The sequence below is a fragment of the Bradyrhizobium sp. 1 genome, from assembly GCF_023073315.1.
Classification (GTDB): Bacteria; Pseudomonadota; Alphaproteobacteria; order Rhizobiales; family Xanthobacteraceae; genus Bradyrhizobium.
In genome coordinates, this window is record NZ_JADPJH010000033.1 from 295,720 (window position 1) to 321,601 (window position 25,882).

27 protein-coding genes are annotated in these 25,882 nt (G+C 63.9%); 17 read left to right on the forward strand and 10 right to left on the reverse strand.

Annotated elements, in window-relative coordinates; all coding sequences use genetic code 11:
• Positions 1-51 precede the first annotated feature (51 nt).
• The gene (locus IVB29_RS26455; RefSeq protein ID WP_247506345.1) at positions 52-237 is read left to right on the forward strand and encodes a hypothetical protein; all 186 of its coding nucleotides are present in this window, start codon (positions 52-54) and stop codon (positions 235-237) included.
• 361 nt (positions 238-598) lie between these two features.
• On the forward strand, positions 599-1,738 hold the full coding sequence (locus IVB29_RS26460; protein WP_247506346.1) for a glucuronate isomerase: 1,140 nt from the start codon (positions 599-601) through the stop codon (positions 1,736-1,738).
• Positions 1,739-1,741: 3 nt separating this feature from the next.
• Here the strand turns inward: IVB29_RS26460 and gor are convergent, their stop codons facing one another.
• Genes gor through rpiA form a run of 3 tightly spaced genes read right to left on the reverse strand, consistent with a single transcriptional unit; the run spans position 1,742 to position 4,438 of the window.
• Complete coding sequence (gor, locus tag IVB29_RS26465; RefSeq protein WP_247506347.1) at positions 1,742-3,130, reverse strand: glutathione-disulfide reductase; 1,389 nt, start codon at positions 3,128-3,130, stop codon at positions 1,742-1,744.
• Between the two features lie 43 nt (positions 3,131-3,173).
• Positions 3,174-3,722 carry a DUF2059 domain-containing protein gene (locus IVB29_RS26470; protein ID WP_247506348.1) on the reverse strand — a complete coding sequence of 183 codons (549 nt, stop codon included), beginning with the start codon at positions 3,720-3,722 and terminating at the stop codon, positions 3,174-3,176.
• On the reverse strand, positions 3,719-4,438 hold the full coding sequence (gene rpiA / locus IVB29_RS26475) for a ribose-5-phosphate isomerase RpiA (protein ID WP_247506349.1): 720 nt from the start codon (positions 4,436-4,438) through the stop codon (positions 3,719-3,721). The genes IVB29_RS26470 and rpiA overlap by 4 nt, the downstream gene beginning before the upstream one ends.
• A gap of 164 nt (positions 4,439-4,602) precedes the next feature.
• Between rpiA and IVB29_RS26480 the strand changes: the two genes are divergently transcribed.
• The 6 genes from IVB29_RS26480 to IVB29_RS26505 all read left to right on the forward strand — a co-directional run bounded on the left by IVB29_RS26480 (position 4,603) and on the right by IVB29_RS26505 (position 10,921).
• Positions 4,603-5,277, forward strand: coding sequence for an HAD-IA family hydrolase (locus IVB29_RS26480; RefSeq protein WP_247506350.1), 675 nt, complete (start codon positions 4,603-4,605; stop codon positions 5,275-5,277).
• A 153-nt stretch (positions 5,278-5,430) separates the two neighbouring features.
• Positions 5,431-5,934: a hypothetical protein gene (locus IVB29_RS26485; RefSeq protein ID WP_247506985.1), complete on the forward strand. Its 504-nt coding sequence runs from the start codon at positions 5,431-5,433 to the stop codon at positions 5,932-5,934.
• A gap of 120 nt (positions 5,935-6,054) precedes the next feature.
• Positions 6,055-7,089, forward strand: coding sequence for a GTP 3',8-cyclase MoaA (gene moaA / locus IVB29_RS26490; RefSeq protein WP_247506351.1), 1,035 nt, complete (start codon positions 6,055-6,057; stop codon positions 7,087-7,089).
• A gap of 176 nt (positions 7,090-7,265) precedes the next feature.
• Positions 7,266-7,847 carry a TRAP transporter small permease subunit gene (locus IVB29_RS26495; RefSeq protein ID WP_247506352.1) on the forward strand — a complete coding sequence of 194 codons (582 nt, stop codon included), beginning with the start codon at positions 7,266-7,268 and terminating at the stop codon, positions 7,845-7,847.
• 28 nt (positions 7,848-7,875) lie between these two features.
• A complete protein-coding gene (locus tag IVB29_RS26500; RefSeq protein WP_247506353.1) occupies positions 7,876-9,531 on the forward strand; it encodes a TRAP transporter large permease subunit in 1,656 nt (551 codons plus the stop codon).
• A 112-nt stretch (positions 9,532-9,643) separates the two neighbouring features.
• The gene (locus IVB29_RS26505; protein ID WP_247506354.1) at positions 9,644-10,921 is read left to right on the forward strand and encodes a M20/M25/M40 family metallo-hydrolase; all 1,278 of its coding nucleotides are present in this window, start codon (positions 9,644-9,646) and stop codon (positions 10,919-10,921) included.
• A 3-nt stretch (positions 10,922-10,924) separates the two neighbouring features.
• On the opposite strand, the gene IVB29_RS26510 is transcribed toward IVB29_RS26505, so the two are convergent.
• Complete coding sequence (locus IVB29_RS26510; RefSeq protein ID WP_247506355.1) at positions 10,925-12,304, reverse strand: ATP-binding protein; 1,380 nt, start codon at positions 12,302-12,304, stop codon at positions 10,925-10,927.
• 1 nt (position 12,305) lies between these two features.
• Entirely contained in the window at positions 12,306-12,980 is a 675-nt protein-coding gene (locus tag IVB29_RS26515; RefSeq protein WP_247506356.1) for a response regulator transcription factor, read from the reverse strand.
• 162 nt (positions 12,981-13,142) lie between these two features.
• Here IVB29_RS26515 and IVB29_RS26520 point away from each other — a divergent pair, with 162 nt between their 5' ends.
• The 3 genes from IVB29_RS26520 (at position 13,143) to IVB29_RS26530 (ending at position 15,757) form a co-directional block, all read left to right on the forward strand.
• The gene (locus IVB29_RS26520) at positions 13,143-13,667 is read left to right on the forward strand and encodes an AAA family ATPase (protein WP_247506357.1); all 525 of its coding nucleotides are present in this window, start codon (positions 13,143-13,145) and stop codon (positions 13,665-13,667) included.
• 80 nt (positions 13,668-13,747) lie between these two features.
• Positions 13,748-14,434, forward strand: a complete 687-nt coding sequence (gene plsY, locus IVB29_RS26525) for a glycerol-3-phosphate 1-O-acyltransferase PlsY (protein ID WP_247506358.1) — start codon at positions 13,748-13,750, stop codon at positions 14,432-14,434.
• 162 nt (positions 14,435-14,596) lie between these two features.
• Positions 14,597-15,757 carry an acyl-CoA dehydrogenase family protein gene (locus IVB29_RS26530; protein ID WP_247506359.1) on the forward strand — a complete coding sequence of 387 codons (1,161 nt, stop codon included), beginning with the start codon at positions 14,597-14,599 and terminating at the stop codon, positions 15,755-15,757.
• 44 nt (positions 15,758-15,801) lie between these two features.
• On the opposite strand, the gene IVB29_RS26535 is transcribed toward IVB29_RS26530, so the two are convergent.
• The 4 genes from IVB29_RS26535 to IVB29_RS26550 form a co-directional block, all read right to left on the reverse strand.
• The gene (locus IVB29_RS26535; protein WP_247506360.1) at positions 15,802-16,152 is read right to left on the reverse strand and encodes a hypothetical protein; all 351 of its coding nucleotides are present in this window, start codon (positions 16,150-16,152) and stop codon (positions 15,802-15,804) included.
• 504 nt (positions 16,153-16,656) lie between these two features.
• A complete protein-coding gene (locus IVB29_RS26540; RefSeq protein ID WP_247506361.1) occupies positions 16,657-17,748 on the reverse strand; it encodes a TRAP transporter substrate-binding protein in 1,092 nt (363 codons plus the stop codon).
• A 194-nt stretch (positions 17,749-17,942) separates the two neighbouring features.
• Positions 17,943-19,085, reverse strand: a complete 1,143-nt coding sequence (locus IVB29_RS26545; protein WP_247506362.1) for an Mrp/NBP35 family ATP-binding protein — start codon at positions 19,083-19,085, stop codon at positions 17,943-17,945.
• 108 nt (positions 19,086-19,193) lie between these two features.
• Positions 19,194-19,616 carry a VOC family protein gene (locus IVB29_RS26550; protein ID WP_247506363.1) on the reverse strand — a complete coding sequence of 141 codons (423 nt, stop codon included), beginning with the start codon at positions 19,614-19,616 and terminating at the stop codon, positions 19,194-19,196.
• Between the two features lie 196 nt (positions 19,617-19,812).
• On the opposite strand from IVB29_RS26550, the gene IVB29_RS26555 reads away from it, so the two are divergent.
• The 6 genes from IVB29_RS26555 to IVB29_RS38430 all read left to right on the forward strand — a co-directional run bounded on the left by IVB29_RS26555 (position 19,813) and on the right by IVB29_RS38430 (position 24,813).
• The gene (locus tag IVB29_RS26555; protein WP_247506364.1) at positions 19,813-20,685 is read left to right on the forward strand and encodes an NAD(P)-dependent oxidoreductase; all 873 of its coding nucleotides are present in this window, start codon (positions 19,813-19,815) and stop codon (positions 20,683-20,685) included.
• 23 nt (positions 20,686-20,708) lie between these two features.
• Positions 20,709-21,986: a sodium:proton antiporter NhaD gene (gene nhaD / locus IVB29_RS26560; RefSeq protein WP_247506365.1), complete on the forward strand. Its 1,278-nt coding sequence runs from the start codon at positions 20,709-20,711 to the stop codon at positions 21,984-21,986.
• Between the two features lie 138 nt (positions 21,987-22,124).
• The gene (locus IVB29_RS26565) at positions 22,125-23,711 is read left to right on the forward strand and encodes a HAMP domain-containing sensor histidine kinase (RefSeq protein ID WP_247506366.1); all 1,587 of its coding nucleotides are present in this window, start codon (positions 22,125-22,127) and stop codon (positions 23,709-23,711) included.
• A gap of 44 nt (positions 23,712-23,755) precedes the next feature.
• Positions 23,756-23,959 carry a DUF1289 domain-containing protein gene (locus tag IVB29_RS26570; protein ID WP_247506367.1) on the forward strand — a complete coding sequence of 68 codons (204 nt, stop codon included), beginning with the start codon at positions 23,756-23,758 and terminating at the stop codon, positions 23,957-23,959.
• 28 nt (positions 23,960-23,987) lie between these two features.
• On the forward strand, positions 23,988-24,542 hold the full coding sequence (locus IVB29_RS26575) for a TIGR02281 family clan AA aspartic protease (protein ID WP_247506368.1): 555 nt from the start codon (positions 23,988-23,990) through the stop codon (positions 24,540-24,542).
• Between the two features lie 145 nt (positions 24,543-24,687).
• Positions 24,688-24,813: a hypothetical protein gene (locus tag IVB29_RS38430; protein WP_256466909.1), complete on the forward strand. Its 126-nt coding sequence runs from the start codon at positions 24,688-24,690 to the stop codon at positions 24,811-24,813.
• On the opposite strand, the gene dusA is transcribed toward IVB29_RS38430, so the two are convergent.
• Positions 24,810-25,805, reverse strand: coding sequence for a tRNA dihydrouridine(20/20a) synthase DusA (gene dusA / locus IVB29_RS26580; RefSeq protein WP_256466910.1), 996 nt, complete (start codon positions 25,803-25,805; stop codon positions 24,810-24,812). The two genes, IVB29_RS38430 and dusA, sit on opposite strands and share 4 nt — an antisense overlap.
• Positions 25,806-25,882: the final 77 nt, after the last annotated feature.

Genomic DNA, 25,882 nt, shown 5'->3' on the forward strand with positions numbered 1-25,882 from the left:
GCTTCGGCGGCCAAGGTGCCGCCCTCGAACTCGATGATCGTGGAGCAACACATGAACCGCACTACGTCCTGCACCGGCTGCGGTCATGCACTTGTCCCGATGCTGACGGCCAAAGGCCGCGCGGAACCGAGCTGCCTCTGGTGCGAAGGCATCGACGCGCGCACGTTGGAGATGGCGAAGTGGGCCGACAGCCCGTCCGGCAAACCCGAGCGGATCGCCCGTCAATCGTTCGAATGAGCGGTTTCGGACTCCCGGCCGGCGCACATTCAATGATCCTTTAGTGATCCTTGCCGCCTTTACGGCTGCATGCCCTTTGCAGGACATGCCGCCAAATTAGACAAGACACGTCTCTCCCCTGGACCTGCGGGCTTTGCGACCAAGACCCACGCCGGCCAGCGAAACGGTCATCTAACCTCAGGCACAACCTCGATTTTTCTCTTCCCGCGTGGAGCCGAGGGGGCCCACGCGCCGCGCCGCACACCAACTGGCCCAGAATTCGCAAGACATCATCAGGCCTGATTCCCTGCCCTCCCACGACAAGGAGCAGCAAGACGCGTGCGCCAGCTCCGGGATGAACGGCCCAGGATCGGAGAATGCCATGAACGTGCATGCCGCGGGCGATCTTAAATTCACCGGCCTCACCCGCCCGGATGGTTCCCCCCTTCGCCTCAATGAGCAGGACTTCGTCGCGATCGACCGCGACAAGAATGCCAAGTTCGAGGCGACCTACCGGCCGCAAGCGCTCTACAACCGCGCCAACGAGGGCTTCCACGCCAACAACGAAACCTTCCTGCTGCACGAAGTCGCGACCAATCTTCCGATCTACCTGCCCGACACCGGTCCCACGGATTTCCATCTTCATCTGCCGCCGGGCGGCTTCCAGCTCGTGCTGGTCACCTCGGGCGCATTCACCTTCGATTACGACGGGCGCTTCTACAATGTCGGCCCCGGCGCGGTGATGCTGCAAAGCGCGATCGTGCACCGCCAGCTGTTCTACACGTGGTCCGGATTGTCGACCGAGGAGAACCTGAAGACGCCGCAGACAGTGGCGCCGGATCCGATTTCCATGGGCTATTCCGGCAAATTTCTCGAAGCCTTCATCACCGATCCGACGACCTTTCCGAACCCGACCATCGTCGGTCCGGAGCAGATCAACGAAGACGAGACGCCACGGGTGGCATGGAGCCACCCTCTGCATGATCGCCCCGCGGACGCAGGCTTTTGGCTCCAGGACCCCTTGGCGCTGGATGCGCTGTTCAAGCCGCTCACCGATAGTCCGGTCAAATCATCCATGCCGGTCCATGTACGCGACATCGGCATCGAAGTGCCGAGCGGTCATCTCGTCACCGGCCACATCATCGCAACCGACCCACGCGGCCAGTCGCTGTTGCCAAAGAGCCCGTCGATCGCTGCGGACTCGACCTGCTTTGCCAAGGGCGAGGTCGTCATCTATCGCGTCATCCGCGGCACGGCCGAGTTCAAGAAGAAGACCGGCGAGAGCTTCGAACTCGCGGCTGGCGATGTCGTCACGGCGGGCAAGAACGCGATCAGCCTGATCGGCGTCGGTGAAAACACCCAGGTGCTGCGGCTCGGCCTTCTCAAGGGCATGAACGAGCTTTGCAGCTGGTCGCCGACACAGCGCGACCAGATCGACGGCCTCGCCGGCCAGATCATCACGCACAAGGACGTCCGCCCCCTGCGCACTGAAGGCCACCCGGTCGGATATCTGTACGGCTAGGCGCTATTCCGCCGCCTGCCGCACGTGGCGGGCGGTCGGCGTGCGCATCGTGACCAGCTCTTCGGCCGCGGTCGGATGCAGCGCGATCGTCGCGTCGAAATCGGCCTTGGTCGCCTTCATCTTGATCGCGATCGCGACCACCTGGGTGACCTCGGCCGCGGCATCGCCGACGATGTGGCAGCCAAGCACGCGGTCGGTCGAGCCGTCGACGACGAGCTTCATCAGCACGCGGGTGTCGCGGCCGGACATCGTCGCCTTGATCGGGCGGAAATTCGTCTTGTAGATGTCGACGTGGCTGAATTGCGCGCGCGCCTCGGTTTCCGTCAGACCGACCGTGCCGACCTCCGGCTGCGAAAACACCGCGGTCGGGATGGTGGAATGATCGACCTGCACCTCGCGCTTGCCGAACACGGTGTCGGCGAAGGCATGGCCCTCGCGGATCGCGACCGGCGTCAGGTTGAAGCGATGGGTGACGTCGCCGATCGCGTAGATGCTGTCGACCGAGCTCTTCGAAAAATGGTCGACCGCGATGCCGCCATTCCTGGGGTTGATGGCGACGCCGGCCTTCTCCAGGCCGAGATTGGCCACCGCCGGATGGCGCCCGATCGCGAACATTACCTGGTCGGAGGCAATGCTCGAACCGTTCGACAGATGGGTGGTGAACTCCTCGCCGTGACGATCGACCTTCGCCACCGTGCAACCAGTGAGGATGGTGATGCCCTGCTTCTCCATCTCGGTGCGAACATGAGCGCGAACGTCTTCATCGAAGCCGCGCAGAATGTTGTCGCCGCGATAGATCACAGTGACGTCGGAGCCGAAGCCGGCAAAGATGCCGGCGAATTCCAGCGCGATGTAGCCGCCGCCCTGGATCACGATCCGCTTCGGCAGCCTCGCAAGGTGAAAGACCTCGTTGGATGAGATCACGTGCTCGATGCCGGGGATCGAGGCGCCATGGTTGGGCGCGCCGCCGGTGGCGATCAGGATGTATTTGGCGGTGATCTTCCTGTCGTTCTCGAGCAGGCGGACGGTGTGCTTGTCCTCGATCACCGCGCGGCTCTTGACGATCTGCGCGCCGGACTTCTCGACATTCGTCGTGTAGGCCGCCTCCAGCCGCGCGATCTCCTTGTCCTTGTTGGCGATCAGCGTCGGCCAGTCGAAGGTGGCGGGCGGAACGGTCCAGCCGAAGCCGGCGGCATCTTCCAGCTCGTGACGGAAATGCGATCCGATCACGAACAGCTTCTTCGGGACGCAACCGCGGATCACGCAGGTCCCGCCCATGCGGTACTCTTCCGCGATCATGACGCGGGCGCCGTAGCCCGCCGCGATGCGGGCGGCACGCACGCCGCCCGAACCGCCACCGATGACAAAGAGGTCGACGTCGAATTCAGCCATTGTCCACTCCGACCTCTTTCAGGGACTCCCTAGATAGGTATCCTCAGATTTCCTTGCCACGCTTGCGCATCTCGGCGCGGAAGGCACCCATCACGGTCTCGGAGAAGTTCTGGGCCCAGGAGTTCATGAAGGCCATGCTGAGCCCGATCGCGCGCGGCTCGGCGTCGATCAGCTTCTTGCCCAGCGGCGACCTGTAGAAAGTGACGAGATCCTTCAGCTCCTGCTCGGTGAACTCGCTCGCATAGATCTGCGCCATGCCATCGCCGATCTCGTTCTGGCGGCCCTGGAGCTGCTGAGCGACGATCGGGGCGACCTCGTTGAGATCCTTCTGATAGTTGAGGTTCTGCTGGGTCAGCGCGATCTTGGTCTTCTCGACGAGACCGGGCACGGCGCCCTGATACATCGCCGTCGCGTTCTTGATCTGCAGAATCTCCTTGGCCGCCGCAACCGCTGCCGGCGAAGCTTTCGGCTGGGCCGACGCCGCGGCTGCCTTGGGGGCCGGCGCAGGCTGCTGCGCGACGGCCGGGACAGCCGAGAGGGCCAGTCCCACGGTCAAGGTCACGGCCGGCAACAATTTCAACACGCTCTTCATTCCTGGTCTCCTTTCGGCTTGCGCCGTTCAATCACGCGAATTCCCTCGCCGCCCGCCAGAACGGCCGAGCTGGCCAAGCCGATGAACAACCCATGCTCGACCACGCCCGGGATGGCGCTCAACGCCGTGGCGAGGCCGGGCGGATCCACAATACGTCCGAGCTGGGCATCGACGATCCAGTGGCCGCCATCAGTGACGAAAACGTGGCCATCTTTGGCCTTGCGGACCGCCATTTGCCCGGAAACGCCGCACGCGGCAAATGCCTTCTCGATCGCACGGCGCGTCGCGCCAAGCCCGAACGGGATGACCTCGATCGGCAGCGGAAACTTGCCGAGCGTCGGCACCCATTTGGTGTCGTCGGCAATCACGATCATGCGATCCGAAGCGGCCGCCACGATCTTCTCGCGCAACAGCGCGCCGCCGCCGCCCTTGATCAGGTTGAAGTCGGGATCAATCTCGTCGGCGCCGTCGACCGTCATGTCGAGATGGTCGATCTCGTCCAGCGTGGTCAGCGGCACGCCGCAGCGCACGGCATCGAGGCGCGTCGTCTCCGAGGTCGGCACGCCGACCACCTTGAGTCCGGCGGCGACGCGTTCGCCGAGCAGCTCGACGAAATGCTTTGCGGTCGAACCGGTGCCGAGCCCGAGCTGCATGCCGTCACGCACCTCATCGAGGGCGCGCGCCGCAGCCTGCCGCTTCAACTGATCCATGTTCACGTCTGCGTCCGCCTCTGAATTGAGAGTGCCGCCGATTTAGCCGCTTGCGGCGGCCTATGTAGCCTCGTTTTACGCGCGGGAACAGGCCTCTGGCCCGATCTTATAAGGTGAACTTATGGCCCCGGCCCTTGCGCCGATCCGGCCGGCCCGATAGCGCTGGGACCATGACCTCTCCCTATACCCTCGTCTTCGATCTCGACGGCACGCTTGTGGATACGGCGCCCGACCTGATCACCGCGTTGAATTACGTGCTCGACCGCGAAGGGCTGCCGCCCGTGCCGATGGCCTCGGCCCGCAACATGATCGGCGCCGGCGCCCGCAAGCTGATCGAACGGGGCCTGGAGGCCGAGGACCGCACCGTCACGCCTGCGGACATGGACCGGATGACGGCGGATTTCATCGCCTATTACGCCGACCACATTGCGGTCGAATCCCGCCCCTTCGAGGGACTCGAGGCCGCGCTCGACCTGTTTGCCGCCCAAGGCCATCGGCTGGCGGTCTGCACCAACAAGCTGGAATGGCTGTCCAAGCGCCTGCTGGACCAGCTCGACCTGAGCAAGCGGTTCGCGGCGATCTGCGGCGCTGACACTTTTGGGGTCCAGAAGCCTGATCCGACCATTTTCCGCGAGACCGTGGCGCGCGCCGGCGGCAACGTGAAGGCCAGCATCATGGTCGGGGATGCCGGAACCGATGTCGGCGTGGCCCGCCGCGCCGGTGTTTCCGTCATCGGCGTCAGCTTCGGCTACACCGACGTGCCGATCGCCGATCTGAAACCGGACCGGCTGATCCATCACATGCGCGACTTGCCGGCGGCAGCTCATAGCCTGATGACGTCCTAGCGCCCACAAGGCACTGACTTCGCTAGTCTATTCCACGGAACCCTGCGTTAACCATCTATTATCTATGCGCCGAGCGCCGGTTGCCTGCCCCAAACGACACTCCTATGGTCCGGCCGGGGATGTGGCGGTTCGTCGCAGTAGAAGTGGATGGTCATGCGTCGTGTCATCGCGATTGCGTTAGTGGGGGCAAGCCTCCTGGGAGCAACAAGCCTTGGTGGCTGCTCCTCGATGTCTTCAATGTCTTGGGACATGTTCAAATCGGCGCCGCCGACCGTTCAGGTCCGGCTGGAATCCAGTCCGCCGGGCGCTGACGCCACGACCTCGCTCGGCCAGGGCTGCAAGACCCCCTGCTCGGTCTCGGTTCCCGCTCCCGACGCCCCGTTCACCGTTGCTTTCGCGCTGCCAAAACACCAGCCGGCGAGCGTGCCGGTGAACGTGATCAAGACTCCCGGCGATCTCACCACATCCGCCTCTGTCACCACCGACCCGAATCCGGTGTTCGCGGAGCTCCAGCCGGCGGTGCCGCCCAAGCCGGTGAAGAAACCGCACCGGCCGAAGAAGCCGAAGCCGGCCGCAGCCGCGCCTGCCGCGGCCCCCGCAGATGCTGCACCTGCTGCCGTCTCGGCGTTCCCCGATCCGAACGCGGGCAAGCGCTGATCCAGGGGCTGACTTACGTATACCACCCGATTGTCCTAACCGCGTCCGATGCTTAGATTGCTTCCAGAGCGCCGCTGAAGCAAAGGTGCGCCCGTCGCCGTAAGTGACAAGGCATTTGGTATGAACGGATCTACTGCGAGCCCGAGCGCCGCGCTGTCGAGCGCGATGACCGATCCGTTCGGGCGGACCATCTCGTATTTGCGCGTCTCGGTCACCGACCGCTGCGACCTGCGCTGCTTCTACTGCATGTCGGAAGACATGACGTTCCTGCCCAAGGCCGACCTGCTGACGCTGGAAGAACTCGACCGGCTCTGCACGGCCTTCATCGCCAAGGGCGTGAAGAAGCTGCGGCTCACCGGCGGCGAGCCGCTGGTCCGGCGCAACGTGATGACGCTGGTGCGCTCGCTGTCGCGCCATCTGTCGAGCGGCGCCCTCGACGAGCTGACGCTGACCACCAACGGCACCCAGCTGGCAAAGCATGCGAAAGAGCTCGCCGATTGCGGCGTGCGCCGCATCAACGTTTCGCTCGACACGCTCGATCCGCAGAAATTTCGCGAGATCACCCGCTGGGGCGAGATCGACAAGGTGCTGGAAGGCATCGAGGCCGCGCGCGCCGCGGGGCTTGGCGTGAAGATCAACGCGGTGGCGCTGAAGAACCTCAACGAGGACGAGCTGCCTTCGCTGATGCGCTGGGCTCACGGCAAGGGCATGGGCCTGACGCTGATCGAGGTCATGCCGATGGGCGAGATCGGCTCGGGCCGCATCGACCAGTATCTGCCGCTGTCGCTGGTGCGTGCGCGGCTCGCCCAGCAATTCACGCTGACGGACCTCGCCGAATCCACCGGCGGGCCGGCACGCTATGTCAGCGTCGCCGAGACCGGCGGCAAGCTCGGCTTCATCACGCCGATGACCCATAATTTCTGTGAATCCTGCAACCGCGTGCGCATCACCTGCACCGGCACGCTGCACACCTGCCTCGGCCACGAGGATGCCTCGGACCTGCGCAAGCCGCTGCGCGCATCCGACGACGACATGCTGCTTGCGGACGCCATCGACCGCGCCATCGGGCTGAAGCCCAAGGGCCACGATTTCATCATCGACCGCCGCCACGACCGGCCCAGCGTCTCCAGGCACATGAGCGTCACGGGCGGCTGACGTAAACCGGCCGCCTGCGGCGCTATTCCCCTTAATTTTCAACAAACTTCCGATTGACTGGCGGCACAGCCGCTGGTTTTGTGCGGCTGCCTTAAGCCTTCTCGGCGGGACAAGCCGACGCGCCGGGTCGGCGCAGACCCAAAACGGCCAAGGCAAAATCGGGGGAGGACCTATCGTTGCAAGCGCTCCTAAACTTGAGCCGACGGATCGACGCGTTCACACGCTGGACCGGCAAGCGTCTAGCTTGGCTGATCCTGGTCGCCGTGATCATCTCGGCGGTCAACGCGATCATCCGCAAGACATTCGATTCCTCGTCAAATTCCTGGCTTGAGCTCCAGTGGGTGCTTTTCAGCATCGTCTTCCTGCTCTGCGCACCATGGACCTTGCTCGACAACGAGCACATCCGGATCGACATCTTCAATTCCATGATGCCGAAGAAGGCGCGCAACATCGTCGACCTCGTTGGCCACGCGTTTTTCTTGCTGCCGCTGACGGTCGTGATGATCGTTACCGGCATACCGTTCTTCGAGCGCTCGTATCACGTCAACGAACAATCCGGCAATGCCGGCGGCCTGCCGCAATGGCCGGCGAAGTCGCTGATCATGATCGCCTTCGCCTTCCTGCTGGTTCAAGGCGTTTCCGAACTGATCAAGCGGATCGCGGTGATGCGCGGGATGATTCCCGATCCTCACGAATCGCAGGTGAAGGCAATCGAAGCAGAGGTCGAGCACCTCATCGAAGCGATCGAAAAGAAGTGAGCGCCGGCGGCGTTTTTCGGGGGACTTTATGACCGCGTTTATTATCGCCAATATGGCGCCGATCATGTTTGCGTCGCTGGTCGTGGTGCTGCTGCTCGGCTATCCCGCAGCGTTCTCGCTGGGCGCCGTCGGCCTCATCTTCGCAGTGATCGGAATCCAGCTCGGCGAATTCCGTCCGGACTTCCTGCGAGCTTTGCCCGAGCGCGTCTACGGCGTGATGAACAACGACACGCTGCTCGCGATTCCGTTCTTCACCTTCATGGGCCTGGTCCTTGAACGATCCGGCATGGCTGAAGATCTGCTCGACACCATCGGTCAGTTGTTCGGCACCATCCGCGGCGGTCTCGCCTACGCGGTGGTGTTCGTCGGCGCGCTGCTTGCGGCGACGACCGGTGTGGTCGCGGCCTCCGTGATCTCGATGGGCCTGATCTCGCTGCCGATCATGCTGCGCTACGGCTACGACCGGCGCATGGCCACTGGCATCATCGCGGCCTCCGGCACGCTGGCCCAGATCATCCCGCCCTCGCTCGTTCTGATCGTGATGGCCGACCAGCTCGGCAAGTCGGTCGGCGACATGTACGAAGGCGCGTTCATTCCGGGCCTGGTCCTCGCGGGACTCTATGCGAGCTACGCGTTTCTCGTCACCCTGATTTTCCCGAAGGCCGCCCCCGGCCTTCCGAAGGACGCGATCGGCTTCCGCGAGGACAGTGGCGACCGCGGCCTGCGGTCTTTAGGCATGTTGTTCCTGGCGAGCTGCGTGTTCGGCTGGCTCATGATGCGGGGCTCGGAGACGCACGGCGCCGACTACGTCGTGCTCAGCATGTTCTACGGCATCGTCTTCGCCTTCTTCGTCGCCGTGGTAAACTGGATCACCGCCCGGTTCCTCGGCTTTCGCTTCCTCTCCAAGATGGCGCAACAGACCACCTTCGTGATGGTGCCGCCGCTATTCCTCATCTTCCTGGTGCTTGGCACCATCTTCATCGGCATCGCGACGCCGACCGAGGGCGGCGCGATGGGGGCTGCCGGCGCCCTCATCCTCGGTGGCATCAAGCGGCGACTGAGCTGGGACCTGATCCGGCAGGCGACCGAATCGACGGCCAAACTGTCGGCTTTCGTCGTTTTCATCCTGGTCGGCGCCCGCGTGTTCTCGCTCACCTTCTACGGCGTCAACGGGCACGTCTGGGTCGAGCACCTGCTCACCTCACTGCCCGGCGGCCAGGTCGGCTTCCTGATCGTCGTCAACGCGATCGTTTTCGTGTTGGCCTTCTTCCTCGACTTCTTCGAGCTGGCCTTCATCGTGATTCCGCTGCTCGGACCTGCCGCCGAGCATCTCGGCATCGACCTGATCTGGTTCGGCGTCATCCTCGGCGTCAACATGCAGACCTCGTTCATGCATCCACCGTTCGGCTTTGCGCTGTTCTATCTGCGATCGGTCGCGCCGAAGGAGCCCTACACCGATCGTGTGACCGGCAAGAAGATGGACCCCGTCACCACCGGCCAGATCTATTGGGGTGCGGTGCCGTTCGTCGTCATCCAGCTGATCATGGTAGGTTTGGTCATCACGTTCCCCTCGATGGTCATGCACTACAAGGGCGTCCAATCGGATATCGATCCCAAGACGATCCAGATCGAGGTCCCGCAGATCGACCTGCCGCCGCTCGATTTCGGTCCGCCGCAGAAGTAGCGACCATAAACCATCGGCGTCATGTTCCGCCTTGGCGGGACATCAGCCGCGCGTGACAAGCGCCGCAAACATGTGCATACCGGGCGATCCTCCAACTGATGGACCGCCGCGCATGCCCCGATCGCACTTTGCTCCGTCGCTGCTCGCCTCCCTCTGGCTGGCATGCACTGCAACGATGGCGCATGCGGAACCGGTGGCTGATGTCCACGCGCTGGCGCAGAAGGAGCAGCAGCCGCTGCTCGACACGCTGCGCGATCTCGTCAGCATCGAATCCGGCAGCAAGGATGTCGAGGGCCTGAACGCAATCGCCGGGCGCGTTGCCGATCAGCTCAAGCAGATCGGCGGCACGGTGGAGATTTTGCAACCCACCGACATCTATCGCCTCGACGACACGCCCGAAAAGATCGGGCCGGCCGTGCACGCCGTCTTCAAGGGCACCGGCAGCAAGAAGATCATGCTGATCGCCCACATGGACACGGTGTACCTGAAGGGCATGCTGAAGGACCAGCCGTTCCGCGTCGACGGCGACAAGGCCTACGGCCTCGGCATCGCCGACGACAAGCAGGGCGTCGCGCTCATTCTCCACACCGTGGCGCTGCTCCAGAAGCTCAGCTTCAAGGACTACGGCACGCTCACGGTGCTCACCAATGGCGACGAGGAGATCTCCTCGCCCGGCTGGCGCAGCACCATCACCAAATTTGCGTCCGATCAGGACGTGGTGTTCTCGTTCGAAGGCGGCGGCACCGACGGCACGCTGCGGCTGGCCACCAGCGGCATCGGCTCGGCCTATCTCACGGTGACGGGCAAGTCGTCGCACGCGGGCGCACGGCCTGAGGGCGGCATCAATGCGCTCTACGAGCTCTCGCACCAGGTGCTTCAGATGAAGGATCTGTCCAAGCCCGAACAGGGCCTGAAGCTGAACTGGACGGTCTCGAAGTCCGGGACCAACCGCAATGTGATCCCCGCCGACGCCACGGCGCAAGCGGATGCGCGCGCGCTCAAGGTCGCCGATTTCGACGAGCTGGAGAAGACGCTGCAGGACAAGATCAAAAACCGCCTGCTGCCCGACTCCAGGGTCGAGTTGAAATTCGAGGTCCGCCGCCCGCCGCTCGAGGCCAATGACGCCTCGCGCCGCGTCGCGGCCTACGGCAAGACGATTTATCAGGAGCTCGGACTGCCGCTCAAGGTCGATGAGAAGGCGACCGGCGGCGGCACCGACGCCGCGTTCGCCGCGCTCAAGACGAGCGGGGCCGTCGTGGAAGGCATGGGCCTGTCGGGCTTCGGCGCGCATTCCAACGACGCCGAATATGTGAAGCTCGACACCATCGTGCCGCGTCTCTATCTGGCCACGCGCATGATCATGGACCTCTCGACCGGCAAGTTGAAATAACGATCAGCTTCGCCCAATGGCAGAGGCTCCCTCCTCCGCCAGCCTGAACCGCAGCGTGAACTCCGCACCGCCGCCGGGAAGGTTTTCCACCGCCACCGTCGCCGCGTGATCATCCGCGACGCCGCGCACGATCGAGAGCCCCAGGCCTGCGCCGTCGCTGCGCTGGCGATCCCTGCGCCAGAAGCGCTGGAAGATCAGCTCGCGCTCGGCCTCCGCGATGCCGGGGCCGCAATCGCGCACGCGCACCGAACCGTCCTCGCCGACCTCGACCTCGACCGAGCTGTCCTTTGCGGTGAACTTGACGGCGTTTTCGGCGAGGTTGAAGATCGCGCGCTGGAGCATCTCCGAATTGCCGTGGATCATCACCGGCGCGTCGGTGCCCTTGAGCGCGATGTCCTTGTGCTGGGCCAGCGCGAACGGCGCGATCGAACCGACCACCTCGGTGCAGACGGCGCGCAGATCGGCGGTCTCGCCGGGATCGAGCACCAGCGTATCGAGCTCGGCGATCTCCAGCAGCTGGGCGACGATGCGGCTCATGCCCTCGATGTCGGCGTGCAGCGTCTCTCTTGCGGCGCCGTCGCCGAGCGTCTCGATCCGCGTGCGCAGGATCGCGAGCGGCGTGCGCAATTGATGCGCGGCGTCCGCCGTGAACTGCCGCTGCACCCGAAAACCGTCTTCGAGGCGGTCGAGCGCCTGGTTCACGGCGGTGACGAGCGGCATGATCTCGCGCGGGATCAACTGCGTCGGCAGGCGGATGTCGGTGCGCGCCGGACCGATATTGCTGGCTTCCTCGGAGGCTTTCCACAGCGGCGCGATCGCGCGGCGGAAGATGATGATGTCGATGGCGAGCAGGATCAGCAGGATCGGGATGGTGATCCATCCGACCCGGCGGAAGAAATTCGAGACGATGTCGTCGATGATGACATCGCGGTGCGCCAGATCCTCGGCGACGCGGATGCGCACCACCTTGCCCTCGATCACGCGGCTGACGCCGGCACCGGAAATCGTCTCGGACAAGCGCGGCGGCGCGGTGTCGCCGGTCTTTCGCCGCGAGGAGAACACCACGCGTCCGTCGGCATCGCGAATGTCGTAGAGATACCGGCCATAGGCTTCCGAATAGAGGCCGCGGAGACTGTCCGGCAGATTGAACGTCAACGTGCCGTCCGCCTGCGGCAAGATGCGCTCGGCCAGCACTTCGGCCTGGGCGCGCATGGCGTCGCGATGCAGCTGGTCGATCTCGGAGTTGAGCAGCCAGAACAGCACCAGGGGCAGGAAGATCGCAACCACCGCGACTGCGACGATGTGCATGAACACGATGCGCGAGATCAGCGATTTGAACGTCGGCCTGGCGAATGACCCGGCGCGAAATCCAACTTGGGCCACGCTATTTCTCCTCGGCCATGAGATAGCCGACGCCGCGGATGGTGTGGATCACGACCCTGGCGCCGTGTTCGGTGAGCTGCTTGCGCAGCCGCGAGACGTAGACCTCGACGGCGTTGGAGGCGACCTCGCCTTCGAGGCCGAAGATATGGTCCTCGACGTTCTTCTTCGGCACCACCCGCCCCTGCCGGCGCAGCAGGATCTCCAGCACCGTGGTCTCGCGTGCGGAAATGATCCGCGGCTGGTCGTCGACGAAGATCTGGTGGCTCTCGGTGTCGTAGACGAGGTTGGCAAGGCGAAGCGAGCGACCCAACAATTGGCCCGGCCGGCGCAAAATCGCCTCCAGCCGCGCCACCAGCTCCTCCATCGCAAACGGCTTTGCGAGATAATCGTCGGCGCCGCTGCGCAGGCCGCTGACGCGGTCCTGCAAGCCGCCGCGCGCGGTCAGCACCAGAACCGGCAGCGGCTCCATCTGCCGCCGCAGCTCGCGCAACACCGACAGGCCGTCGCCGTCCGGCAGGCCAAGATCGAGGATCATCGCGGCATAGCTGACGCTGCTCACCGCCTCGCGCGCTTCAGCCGCGCTACCCACGATGTCGCTCTGGTAGCCGGCCGCCGACAGGCCGCTCGCGACGAGCCGCGACAGCTCGGCATTGTCCTCGACGATCAGAAGGCGCATCGCTTATCCGCCGGATGTTCCGGTGCAATCACGGCTCAGGCCGCTTGCGTGATCTCTTCCACCATTCCGGGCGGCCCGGCCAGCAAAAAAGCACGGGCGGGCCGACCGTTCCGCCTGTCAGGTTCGTGTAAGCCGTTGCGGACCTCGGAACCCTGCCCCATCATGAGCACCATGAGGAGATCATCGGTACTCATTGTATTCGGCGGCCTTCCGGGCACTGGCAAGACGACGATTTCACGCGGGCTGAGCATTCGGCTCGCGGCGACATATCTTCGCATCGATTGCATCGAGCAGGCGCTGCGGGACGCAGGTCTCACGGTCGGCGCAGAAGGCTATGCGGTCGCCAACGCGCTGGCTGCCGAAAATCTCAAGCTGGGGCGCATGGTCATCGCGGACTGCGTCAATCCAGTGCTGGCAAGTCGCGCAGGGTGGCGACAGACTGCCTTGCAAAACACGGCACGCCTGGTCGAGATCGAGGTGATTTGCAGCGATCTCGCGTTGCACCGCCAGCGCGTGGAAGGCCGAACGTCCGACATCGATGGTCTCAAACTTCCAACCTGGGATGACGTCGTGAGCCGGACTTATGAGCCATGGGATCGCGAGCATCTGGTGCTCGATACCGCCGATAGCACCCTCGACTATCTGCTTGAACGAGCAGAAACCTATGTTCGCAGCAGGATTGGCTAGCCTTGAAATGCCGCTTACGCGCCATAGCGCTCAAATGAAGTCGGCGGTAAAATGCCGGTTACGGAAACTGAAGTAAACCCATGGCTTTCTGGACTGCGAGCGCAGTTGGATTGGTGATCGCATATCTTCTCGGCTCTACGCCCACGGGTTATCTCGCGGGAAAACTCCTCAGAGGCATCGACATTCGAGAACATGGCTCCAGATCCACCGGGGCAACGAATGTCTTGCGGATTCTTGGAAAATGGCCCGCGTTGGTGGTGCTCATCGCCGACGTGCTGAAAGGCGTCGCAGCCATCCTCGTTGCCCGCTCGTTCTGCCCCTGGCTCTCGACAGAGTTTTCCTCAACACCGCCGGCGGCTCTTGATCTGCAAATGTGGGTGCCTTGGACTGTGGGCCTCGCCGGCATTGCCGTGCTGCTCGGGCACAGCCGCTCGATCTGGTTGAACTTTACAGGCGGCAAATCCGCCGCGACCGGGCTCGGTGTGTTGCTGGCGATGTCGTGGCCGGTGGGATTGGGAGCTGCAGCAGCCTTTGGCATTGTGCTGGCCTCTGCCCGGATCGTGTCCCTCAGCTCGATCCTCGCGGCGTTGACAGCCATCGTTCTCGTTTGCGCGTTCGAGCACCCGTTGCCCTATCGGTTGCTGGTGATCGCAGGCGGCATCTACGTGATCGTCCGCCATCGCGCCAACATTCACCGGCTGTTGGCGGGCACGGAGCCACGCGTGGGCCAAGCTGGCCCGGACATGAAAACAGAAACGCAGGTCTAGTTTGGCAGAAGCGAAGGCCGCTTCACCGGACGTCCTTGCCGCCGCCCCAGCAGGACTCCGCTAGCGCCAGCGCGGCTGTTGCTCACATCCGGCCCGCGCGTCTATAGGTGATCAAAAGCCAGCGCTCCGCCGAGGCGGGGATCGACCGGAGTTTCCGTAATCATGTCCCATCAAGACGACAGCCTTGCCGCGAAGATCGAAGCGTTCATCCGCAACGAGGTCATTCCCTACGAGAAGGATCCGCGGACAGGTCCGCACGGCCCGAGCGACGAACTCGTGCAGGAGCTGCGCGCCAAGGCGCGCAAGGCTGGCGTCCTGACGCCGCATATTCTCGGCGATGGATCCCATCTCACCCAACGCGAGACCGCAAAGGCTCTGATCAAATCCGGACTCTCGCCGCTCGGGCCGCTGGCGTGCAACACCATGGCGCCGGACGAAGGCAACATGTACCTGCTGGGCAAGGTCGGAAGCCGCGAGCAGAAGGCGCGCTTCCTCGAGCCGCTGGTGTCGGGCAAGGCGCGCTCGGCGTTCTTCATGACCGAGCCTGCCGATATGGGCGGCGCCGGATCCGATCCATCGATGATGCAGACGACGTGCCGTCTGGACGGCAATCACTGGGTCATCAACGGCCGAAAGAAGTTCATCACCGGGGCCGAAGGCGCCAAGGTCGGGATCGTCATGGCGAAGTCGAGCGACGGCGCCTGCATGTTCCTGGTCGACCTGCCAAATCCCGCGATCCGAACGCTGCGCGTGCTGGATACGATCGACAGTTCGATGCCCGGCGGACATGCCGAGATCGACATCGAAAACCTTCGTGTGCCCGCCGACCAGATGCTCGGCGCGTCCGGCGACGGTTTCAAATATGCGCAAATTCGCCTGAGCCCCGCGCGCCTGTCGCACTGCATGCGCTGGCTGGGCCTGGCGATCCGCGCCAACGAAATCGCCACCGACTACGCCTGCCGCCGCCAGGCGTTCGGAAAACCGCTGGTCGATCACGAAGGCGTCGGCTTCATGCTGGCGGAGAACCTGATCGATCTCCAGCAATCGGAGCTGATGATCGACTGGTGCGCGGGCGTGCTCGACACAGGCTCTCTCGGGACCAGCGAGAGCTCCATGGCGAAGGTTTCCGTGTCGGAAGCGCTCATGCGCGTCGCCGATCGCTGCGTCCAGGTGATGGGAGGCACCGGGGTCTCGACGGAAACGATCGTCGAGCAGGCCTTCCGTGAGATCCGTGCGTTTCGGATCTACGACGGCCCGACCGAAGTTCACAAATGGTCGCTGGCCAAGAAGATCAAGCGCGACTGGAAGGCAAGGCAACATTGATCGGCGCGCGGGGGGAGTAAACGGTGCGAGGAGCGCTGCATCGCCTAGCCTGACCTGGCATGACGTTCCTGAAATGCCGCTCTGAGTTCAGCCAGCTGATCTCTTGTTGCCCCTTGCTCCGCGTCGGCCCGGTCTGTCGCAATATCCATGTAAGCGATCGGCTGATCGAACTGGCTCGCCGTGAAGTCATACCGCCGACCTCCGATCCGATTGTAGAAATGGTCACCGGCCGGCAATGGCGTCTTCAGCAAATCGCCGCCGAAGAGTTCGTGGATGAGCAGCGCGGTGACATTGCATTGCCCTGCGGCCGGATTGTCCAGCGTCCACTGGCTGGAAGTGGACAACGACCATGCCTTGCGTAGTATTCGTTGAACCTCATCGGGATCGAAGCTCATCGTCATTCCCAACGGCCGGCGTCACACGTCAACTTCGGATTATACGATTATTGCATCATGCTCCTGTTTTGCCCGACGTGTCAAACGGCTTCGTTACCCGGCTGAGCCCAACTCCATCCGCCCGTCATTGCGAGGAGCCCTTGCGACGAAGCAATCCAGACTGCTCCGCGGAAAGATTCTGGATTGCTTCGCTGCGCTCGCAATGACGATCGTGGAAGCAGACGCGCACCAAGCGCCGACGTCATTTCCGGAGGGGCTCGCATCGGTCGAATCGTCGCGCCGGCGGTGGCTGCGCGGCGATTGCCCCGTCCCGCCGATTTGCCCCGACGCGGCAAGCCGTTAGCCGCCTTCACCGGGCAACGTGCCGTCGCCCCGTTTCTACTGTGCATGGGGTTGTTTTCGACATTTTTTGTTTTGGCACCTTCGACTGCGCCCGCCGGCCAACGAAAAAGCCCGGCCTCGCGAACGAGGCCGGGCTCTGTCGTCTTGCAACGCTGCGAAAGATCAGCCGCGGGTGCGCGAGCGGATCATGAAGCTGTCGTAGGTGTATTCGGCGACCTGCCACCACAGATATTCGTCGGAGCGGTAGGCCTGCATGGCGTCGATCGACTTCTTGAAGTCGGCGTTCTTGGCCGAGATCTCGCCCCACAGCTCGTTGGTCGCCTTGAGACAGGCTTCCAGCACTTCGTTGGTGAAGGGACGAAGCTGGGTGCCGCCGGCGACCAGACGCTTCAGCGCGCCGGGGTTCTGCATGTCGTAGCGCGCGGCCATCCAGCTGTTGGCGTTGGCCATCGCGTTGGTGAGGATCGCCTGGTAGTTCTTCGGCAGCGAATTCCACTTGTCGAGATTGGTGAAGGCGTGGACGGTCGGTCCGCCTTCCCAGAAGCCCGGATAGTAGTAGTACTTCGCAACCTTGGCGAAGCCGAGCTTCTCGTCATCGTAGGGGCCGACCCACTCGGCCGCATCGATGGTGCCCTTTTCCAGCGCCGGATAGATGTCGCCGCCGGCGAGCTGCTGCGGCACGACGCCGACCTTCTGGAGCACCTGGCCGGCGATGCCGCCGATGCGCATCTTCAGGCCGGAGAGATCGGCAACGGTCTTGATCTCCTTGCGGAACCAGCCGCCCATCTGGGTGCCGGTGTTGCCGCAGGGGAAGCCGATCACGTTCGACTTCTTGAAGAACTCGTTGCCGAGCTCCATGCCGCCGCCCTGGTACCACCAGGAGTTCTGCTGACGAGCATTGAGGCCGAACGGCACCGAGGCGTAGATCGCCCAGGTCGGGTCCTTGCCGACATAGTAGTAGGAGACGGTGTGGCACATCTCGACGGTGCCGTTCGAGGTCGCGTCGAGCGCCTGCAGACCCGGGACGATTTCGCCGGCGGCGAACACCTGGATCTGGAATTTGTTGTCGGTCATCTCGGCGACGTACTTCGCCACCTGCTCGCCGCCGCCATAGATGGTGTCGAGCGACTTCGGGAAGCTCGACGTCATGCGCCACTTGATCTCGGGCGAGGACTGCGCGATCGCCGGCGAGGCCACCGCGGCGGTCGCCGCCGCGCCTGCTGCCGACACTTTCAGAAAATCACGACGCTTCATCTTCAGGTCTCTCCTTGTTGGGGCGTTTCCCCTAAACTTCCTCTTTGCCGCCGCTCATTCCGGCGACGCGTTTTGGGTCGCGTCGGACCGAAGGGGCTTGACTGCCGTGGCCTTTAACACGGACGGCCCGGTTTCGGAACGCGACAATGGCATGACGGGGCTCTACGAAAGTCGCATGTCCCAAGAAGACAGGCTCAGGCGGTCGCGATGACGCCCTTGAGCTGGTCCCGGACCTGTCCCGCAATGGCGCGATAGATCGCCGCATGAGGCCCGTCCGGCTCGCTGTCGACCACCGGGCTACCGGCATCCGAAGAGGCGCGAATCGCCATGTGCAGCGGGATCTCGCCCAGGAACGGCACGGCGAGCTTCTCGGCCTCGTGGCGCGCGCCGCCATGGCCGAAGATGTCGGATTTCGTGCCGCAATGCGGGCATTGGAAATAGCTCATGTTCTCGACGATGCCGAGCACGGGCACGTTGACCTTCTTGAACATCGCAAGCCCCCGCCGCGCGTCGATCAGGGACAGGTCCTGCGGGGTCGAGACGATCACGGCGCCCTTCAGGGGCACGTTCTGCGCCAGCGTGAGCTGGGCATCGCCGGTGCCGGGCGGCATGTCGACCACGAGCACGTCGAGCGTGCCCCACGCGACGTCGCGCAGCATCTGCGTCACCGCCGACATCACCATCGGACCGCGCCAGATCATCGCGGTCTCTTCCTCGACAAGGAAGCCGATCGACATGATGGCGAGGCCGAAACGCTTGAGCGGAATCATCTTGCGCTCGCCGTCGAGCTCCGGCTTCTGATGCAGGCCCGTCAGCCGCGGCACCGAGGGGCCGTAGATGTCGGCATCGAGCAGCCCGACCTTGAGGCCGAGGTCGCGCAGGCCCAGCGCGAGGTTGAGTGCGGTGGTCGATTTGCCGACGCCCCCCTTGCCCGAGGCCACCGCGATCACGGCGGCGACGCCGGGAATCTCGGATTGCCGCGCCATCGGCGATTGGGCGCCGCCCTGCGGCGGCGGCTTGTGAGCATGGACCGGCTGCACGCCGGGCGTGCCACGGCTTGGCGTTGGCGGCGGCGGAGGTGCTGCGCCGGCCTTGCGCTCGGCCGTCAGCGCCACCATCACGGTGGTGACGCCGGGAATGGCGCGCACGGCAGCCTCGGCTTCGGCCCGGACGGATTCCCAGGCCCGCGCCTCGGCCGCATCGACATTGATCGAGAAGAACACCTTGCCATCGGCCGCGCTGATCGCGCTCAGCACATTGGCATTGGTGAGCGCGACCCCGCGCGGCGACTTGATCCGGGCGAGGCTGTCGAGAACCTGTTGCTGCGTCACGCTCAAAGCGCATCTCCTGAAGAGAGCATGATCCGGAAAAGTGTGAAGCGGTTTTCCGACCAGATCATGCTCGAGACTTTAAGATGCCCCATTAGAGCGGAAACGGCCAAAAGGCTACTGCCTGCCGATATCGCCAGCCATCTCGGCAGGCGCCGCCCCCTGCTCCAGGGCCGCCTCGTAGTTCAGCTCGATCATGACCCCGTTGGGGTCGTGGACGAAGATCTGCCAGAGGTCGCCACCGGGCACCTGGCGGGAGTCGAATTTCATGCCCTTCGAGGCCAGCCGCTGCTTCATGCCGTCAAACCCGCGGCTGATGAAGGCGACATGGTGGACAACGCCGGAATCCGGCTTTTGGGAGATATCGACGAGGTGCACCACCGGCTTGCCCTCGCTGTACATCCAGGCCCCCGGGAAGGCGAAATCCGGCCGGGCGCCTTTTTCCAGGCCCAGCACGTCCTCGTAGAAGCGGACCGTGTCGGCCAGATTCCGGGTCCGGATATTGAAATGATCGAGGACGCCAACACTCACGCCGCCCATGCTTTCGCTCCCTTGTTTTGAAGTCCTTGAGGCCCGCTATCCTAGCACGGGAGGCCGCCAAACGAAGCCGTTGCCCTCCGCCCCATAGGGTTTATGGTGCGCCCGATCCGTTTCAAGGCGGAACCCCAAAAATGCCGCCTGGGCGCCCTCGCCCGGCTACAACCGTAAAACTCAAACTACGGACAAGGTACCACACATGGCTAAAGTCGCTTTCCTCGGTCTCGGCGTGATGGGTTTCCCCATGGCTGGACACCTCGTGAAAAAGGGGGGCCATGAGGTCACCGTCTACAACCGCACCGCGGCCAAGGCGAAGGAATGGGCGGACAAGTTCGGCGGCAAGACCGCGGCGACCCCGAAGGCCGCAGCCGAAGGCCAGGATTTCGTGATGTGCTGCGTCGGCAACGACAACGACTTGCGCGCGGTCACGATTGGTGCTGACGGCGCATTCGCCGGCATGAAGAAGGGCGCGACCTTCGTCGACCACACCACCGCTTCCGCCGAAGTCGCCCGCGAACTCGATGCGGCCGCCACCAAGGCCGGATTCAAGTTCATCGACGCACCCGTGTCAGGCGGCCAGGCCGGCGCCGAGAACGGCGTGCTGACCGTGATGTGCGGCGGCGCACAGGATGCGTATGCCGGCGCCGAGCCGATCATCAACAGCGCCTACGCCCGGATGTGCAAACTGCTCGGGCCCGCCGGCTCGGGCCAGCTGACCAAGATGGTCAACCAGATTTGCATCGCGGGCCTGGTTCAGGGCCTCTCCGAGGGCATCCACTTCGCCAAGAAGTCTGGCCTCGACGTCGCCGCCGTGATCGAGACCATCTCGAAGGGCGCGGCGCAGTCCTGGCAGATGGAAAATCGCTACAAGACCATGAACGACGACAAGTACGATTTCGGCTTCGCGGTCGAATGGATGCGCAAGGACCTTTCGATCTCGCTGGCCGAAGCCCGCCGCAACGGCGCCAATCTGCCTGTCACCGCGCTGGTCGACCAGTTCTACGCCGAGGTCGAGAAGATGGGCGGCAAGCGCTGGGATACGTCGAGCCTGCTCGCGCGCCTCAACCGCTGACAATTTGACGGATTGATACCGCCGTGCTGATCGCGATCGCCGTCATCTTCATTCTGGCCTATGCGGCGATCGCTCTCGAACATCCGATCGGGGTCAACAAGAGTGCCACGGCGCTGATCGGCGCCGGGCTGCTCTGGGCGATCTACGCGGCCACGATCGGCGACCCCGCGATGGTCGGCCGGCAGATCGACGAATCCGTCGCCTCCACCGCGCAGATCGTGTTCTTCCTGATCGGCGCGATGACCATCGTCGAGGTCATCGACGCTCACGATGGCTTCGAGGCCATCACCTCCCGCATCGGCACGACGAGCCAGGTCAGGCTCATGTGGCTGATCGGTTTCGTGACCTTCTTCCTGAGCGCGATCCTGGACAATCTGACCACCACCATCGTGATGGTCTCGCTGATCCAGCGGCTGATCGCCAAGCGCGACGACCGTTTGCTGTTCGCATCCCTCATCGTCATCGCTGCGAATGCCGGCGGCGCCTGGACGGTGATCGGCGACGTCACCACGACCATGCTGTGGATCGGTGGGCAGATCACACCCGTGAAGATCATGAGCGCGGTGTTCCTGCCCTCGTTGGTCAATCTGCTCGTGCCGCTCGCCTTCATCAGCTTTCTGGTGAAAGGCAAGACCATCGCGCCGCCGCCGAAGGACGACGGCTTGCAGGCCGTCGGCGCGTTCGAGCGCAATTTGATGTTTTATCTCGGGCTCGGCACGCTGATCGCGGTGCCCACCTTCAAGGCGGTGACGCACCTGCCGCCCTTCATGGGCGTGCTGCTCGGACTCGGCATCGTCTGGCTGGTCGGCGAAATCGTTCACCGCGACAAGGACGAGCATGTCCGCCGCCCGCTGACACTGGCGCACGCATTGACGCAGATCGACATGGGCTCGATCGTGTTCTTCCTCGGCATCCTGCTCGCGGTCGCCTGCCTCGAACACGCCGGCCTGCTATCCATGCTGGCCAGATGGCTGGATGCGACGATCGGCCGCCAGGACATCATCGTCGTCGTGCTCGGCCTGCTCAGCGCCGTCATCGACAACGTGCCGCTGGTGGCCGCGACCATGGGCATGTACGACCTCGGCCACTACCCGCCCGACAGCTTCCTCTGGGAGTTCATCGCCTATTGCGCCGGCACCGGCGGCTCGATCCTGATCATCGGCTCGGCTGCAGGCGTTGCCGCCATGGGGCTCGAGCGGATCGACTTCCTCTGGTATGCCCGCCGCATCGCCGGCCCCGCGCTTGCGGGCTATCTGGCCGGCGCGGTGGTGTACATCGCGCAGCACGCGGCGCTGCATTGAGCGGCGCAACCCGGGTCCAAATTAATGCCGGGTTAACGTAATTCTTTAGCTCCTTAAGTCACCTCTTAACGATTTCTTGCCAGAGATAGACAATGCAGAAGGCCCGCGTCCGGCGCGGGCAGGAATCGTTGTTGTTCGATGAGTAAACCCGCTGAAAAGCCAGAGGTGGTTCAGCTTCCGGCCGAGCCGGCAAGCGCTCCATCGGCGAGCAGCCGACGGGCTGCGTCGCAGCGGGTGCGCGAGGCGCGCGATAAGTTAACGTCGACCAGCGGAACCCGGCCGGCCTTCGACGCCGAGATGTTGCGCCAATATGCGCAGACGCGGCTGTCGGCTTCCTATGTCGTGATGCTGCTTGTGGTCGTCACGGGCGTGCTGTTCGGGCTGTGGATGCAGCCGATCCCAGCCGCGGCCTGGACCGCCGGCATGCTCTGCATCCACGCCGCGATGATCCGCAGCTGCAACCGCTTCCTGGCCGAACCCTCTTCGCCCGCGGCAACGCGCGCCTGGCGGACACGCTTCGTCGTGCTCGACCTGCTCTATGGCCTGTGTTGGATGGCGATCCTGATCCATCCCGTGCTCGACATGGTCACGGAAACGCTGATGATGTTCCTGATGCTGCTGGTGATCGCAGTGTCGAGCATGCTCGCAGCCAGCCTGCCGATCGCAGCGCTTGCCGCCACCGCCCCGGTCGCAGTCGCGATGGCGCTGAGCTTTGCGATGACCGGCGCGCTGGACAATTACATCCTGGCGGCGCTCGCCCTCGCGGCTGAAGGTTATTTCGTGCTGCTGGCGCATCGCCTGCACTCCTCGACCTTCGCCACGCTCGAGGCGCGTGCCGAGAAGGACGCGCTGATCGGCGAGCTGGAACAGGCGAAAGCAATCTCCGACGAAGCGCGCCACCGCGCCGAGGCCGCCAACGTAGCGAAATCGCGCTTCCTGGCGCAGATGAGCCACGAACTGCGCACGCCGCTGAACGCGATCCTCGGCTTCTCCGAGGTGATGAAGAGCGAGATTTTTGGCGCGCATGCCGTGCCGGTCTACAAGGAATATTCCGGCGACATCCACAATTCCGGCGTGCACCTTCTCAACCTCATCAACGAGATCCTCGATCTGTCGCGGATCGAGGCCGGCCGTTACGAATTGAACGAAGAAGCGGTCTCGCTGGTCGGAATCGTCGCCGATTGCCACCACCTCATGAAGCTGCGCGCCTCGAGCCGCGGCATCACCATCCACGAGGTGTTCGAGCACGCCATGCCGAGGCTCTGGGCCGACGAGCGCGCGATCCGCCAGGTCATGCTCAATTTGCTCTCGAACTCGATCAAGTTCACGCCGCAAGGCGGCGAGATCTGGCTCAAGGCCGGATGGACCGCTTCAGGCGGACAATATCTGTCCGTGAAGGATTCCGGCTCCGGAATCCCCGAGGACGAGATCCCGGTTGTGCTCGCCTCGTTCGGCCAGGGTTCCAACTCGATCAAATCGGCCGAACAGGGCGCAGGGCTGGGCCTGCCCATCGCAAAAAACCTGATCGACCTGCATGGCGGCACGTTCACGCTGAAATCGAAGCTGCGCATCGGCACCGAGGTGATCGTCACCTTCCCGCCGGAGCGCGTGATGAGCGCGCTGGCGCCGATGTCGGATGATTCTCCGCCGCTGCAGCCGGAGGTACCCGACGAGAAGCGCCGGCCGCGCCACAAGCCGATCATGAGCGCGGGTACGGGCTCCTAACGAGATGCTTGCAGACATGCCCGACCATCCCCCACTATGTCGAAATGAGCAAAGAAACGCCGTGCGTCGCCGTCTGCATGATCGATCCCAAGACCAAGCTGTGTTTCGGCTGCGGCCGCACCTTGCCGGAGATCGCACGCTGGCACGCCATGGAAAGCACGGAGCGTCTCTCGGTCATGGCGCTGCTGCCGACACGCATGACGGATGCTGGATTGCAGCCGATCGCGGAATCGTCGAAACGCGCCTGATTGGCCTGCGTGCCTGCGGAGGCGCGCAATGATCCGCTTCCTGCTCGTTCTCGTCATGCTCGCCTGCACAGCCGGTGCCGTCGTCGCCTATGGCGATCCCGACCAGTTCGTGCGTGCGAGCACCAAGGTCTCGCACATTTTTCGCGCACAGACAGCCTCCCCGGCGCCTGCCGTGCAGATCCAGCGCGGCCAGGGCGGCGAATTCGCGCTGCGTGCGAAGATCAACGGCATCGCCGCGCCGATGGTGATCGATACCGGTGCAACCTCGGTGGTGCTGACCTGGGAAACCGCGAAGGCGATCGGGCTGCCGCTGGAGATGCTCGAATATAACGTCGATCTCGAGACCGCCGGGGGCCACACCAAGGCAGCTCGCCTGACGCTCGACCGTCTCTCCGTCGGCCACCTGGTCGAGAAATCGGTGCCGGCCCTCGTCGTGCAGCGCGGCCAGATGAAGACCAATCTGCTCGGCATGAGCTTCCTCGATCGCCTCGAAAGCTGGGGCGTTCGCTCCGACACCTTGATGCTCACCGGCTATCCGGAGCTCCAGGGCAGCCACCGCCGCCCGCGCACGGCGATCGACTAGGGCAGTACGCGGCGGCGATTCAAGATCGCCGCGAACGCTCTTCGAAGATATAGCCGAGGAAGTTCATCAGCACCTGCGCCGCGAGAATGCAGGATCGTAGGCGGGGTCGACCTCGACGGTCGGCTACAATTACCAGATCTCGCCGATGTTCGTGGTCGGCATCGAGAATGACTTCGAAGGCGCCGACATCAAGAATCATGACGCGCTCAACAGCGCCGCGGTCCGCCTGCCCTGGTACATCGCAATCCGGCTCTTCGTCTCCTGTGGCTAGGCCGCTGCCTCCGCCGGCGCGCGCGCACCGACACGCGCTATCGCATCGCGCAGTACCTCGAGGCCGGCACCCGATTTTACGCCCTGCTCGGCGAGATGGCGGCGGAAGGCGCGTGCACCGGGCACGGCGTGGAATGCGCCGACGAAATGTCGCGTGATGGCGTGCAGCCGCGTGCCGCGCGCAAGCTGCTGCTCGATATAGGGCATCATCGCCTCGAACGCCTGCCGCATGGTCGCATGCGGCGCCGCCTCTCCGAAGATGTCGGAATCGACCGAGAGCAGCCGCCACGGCTCCTGATAGGCGGCCCGGCCGAGCATCACGCCGTCGACGTGTGCGAGATGCGCTTTCGCTTCGTCGATGCTCGCGATGCCGCCATTGATGATGACGGGCACATCGGGCATCGCGCGCTTGAGGCGATAGACCCGATCGTAGTCGAGCGGCGGGATGTCGCGGTTCTCCTTCGGCGACAGACCGTTGAGCCAGGCCTTTCGGGCATGCACGATCAGCGCGTCGCAGCCCGCAGCGACCACCACCCGCGCGAGCGCGTCGAGCGCGACTTCCGGATTCTGGTCGTCAATGCCGATGCGGCATTTGACCGTAACGGGAACAGCGACCGCGGCTTTCATCGCCTCGACGCACCGCGCCACGAGCTCCGGCTCCGCCATGAGGCAAGCGCCGAAGCGGCCATCCTTCACGCGATCGGACGGGCAGCCGACATTGAGATTGATCTCGTCATAGCCGAACTCCTCGCCGATCCGCGCCGCCTGCGCGAGTTCGCGCGGATCCGACCCGCCAAGCTGAAGCGCGACCGGATGCTCCACCGCGTCGAACCCAAGCAGCCGCTCCCGGTCACCATGAATGATGGCGCCCGTCGTCAGCATCTCCGTATAGAGCAGCGCCCGCCGCGTCAGGTGACGATGGAACACCCGGCACCGGCTATCGGTCCAGTCCATCATAGGTGCAACGGAAAAGCGATAGTCTTGATATTTCAACAGTTTATCTTACTCTTCAATGGGATGAATAGCGAACGTGTGCACTCCAAACTAGACGAAATTGCACACGTTTGTAC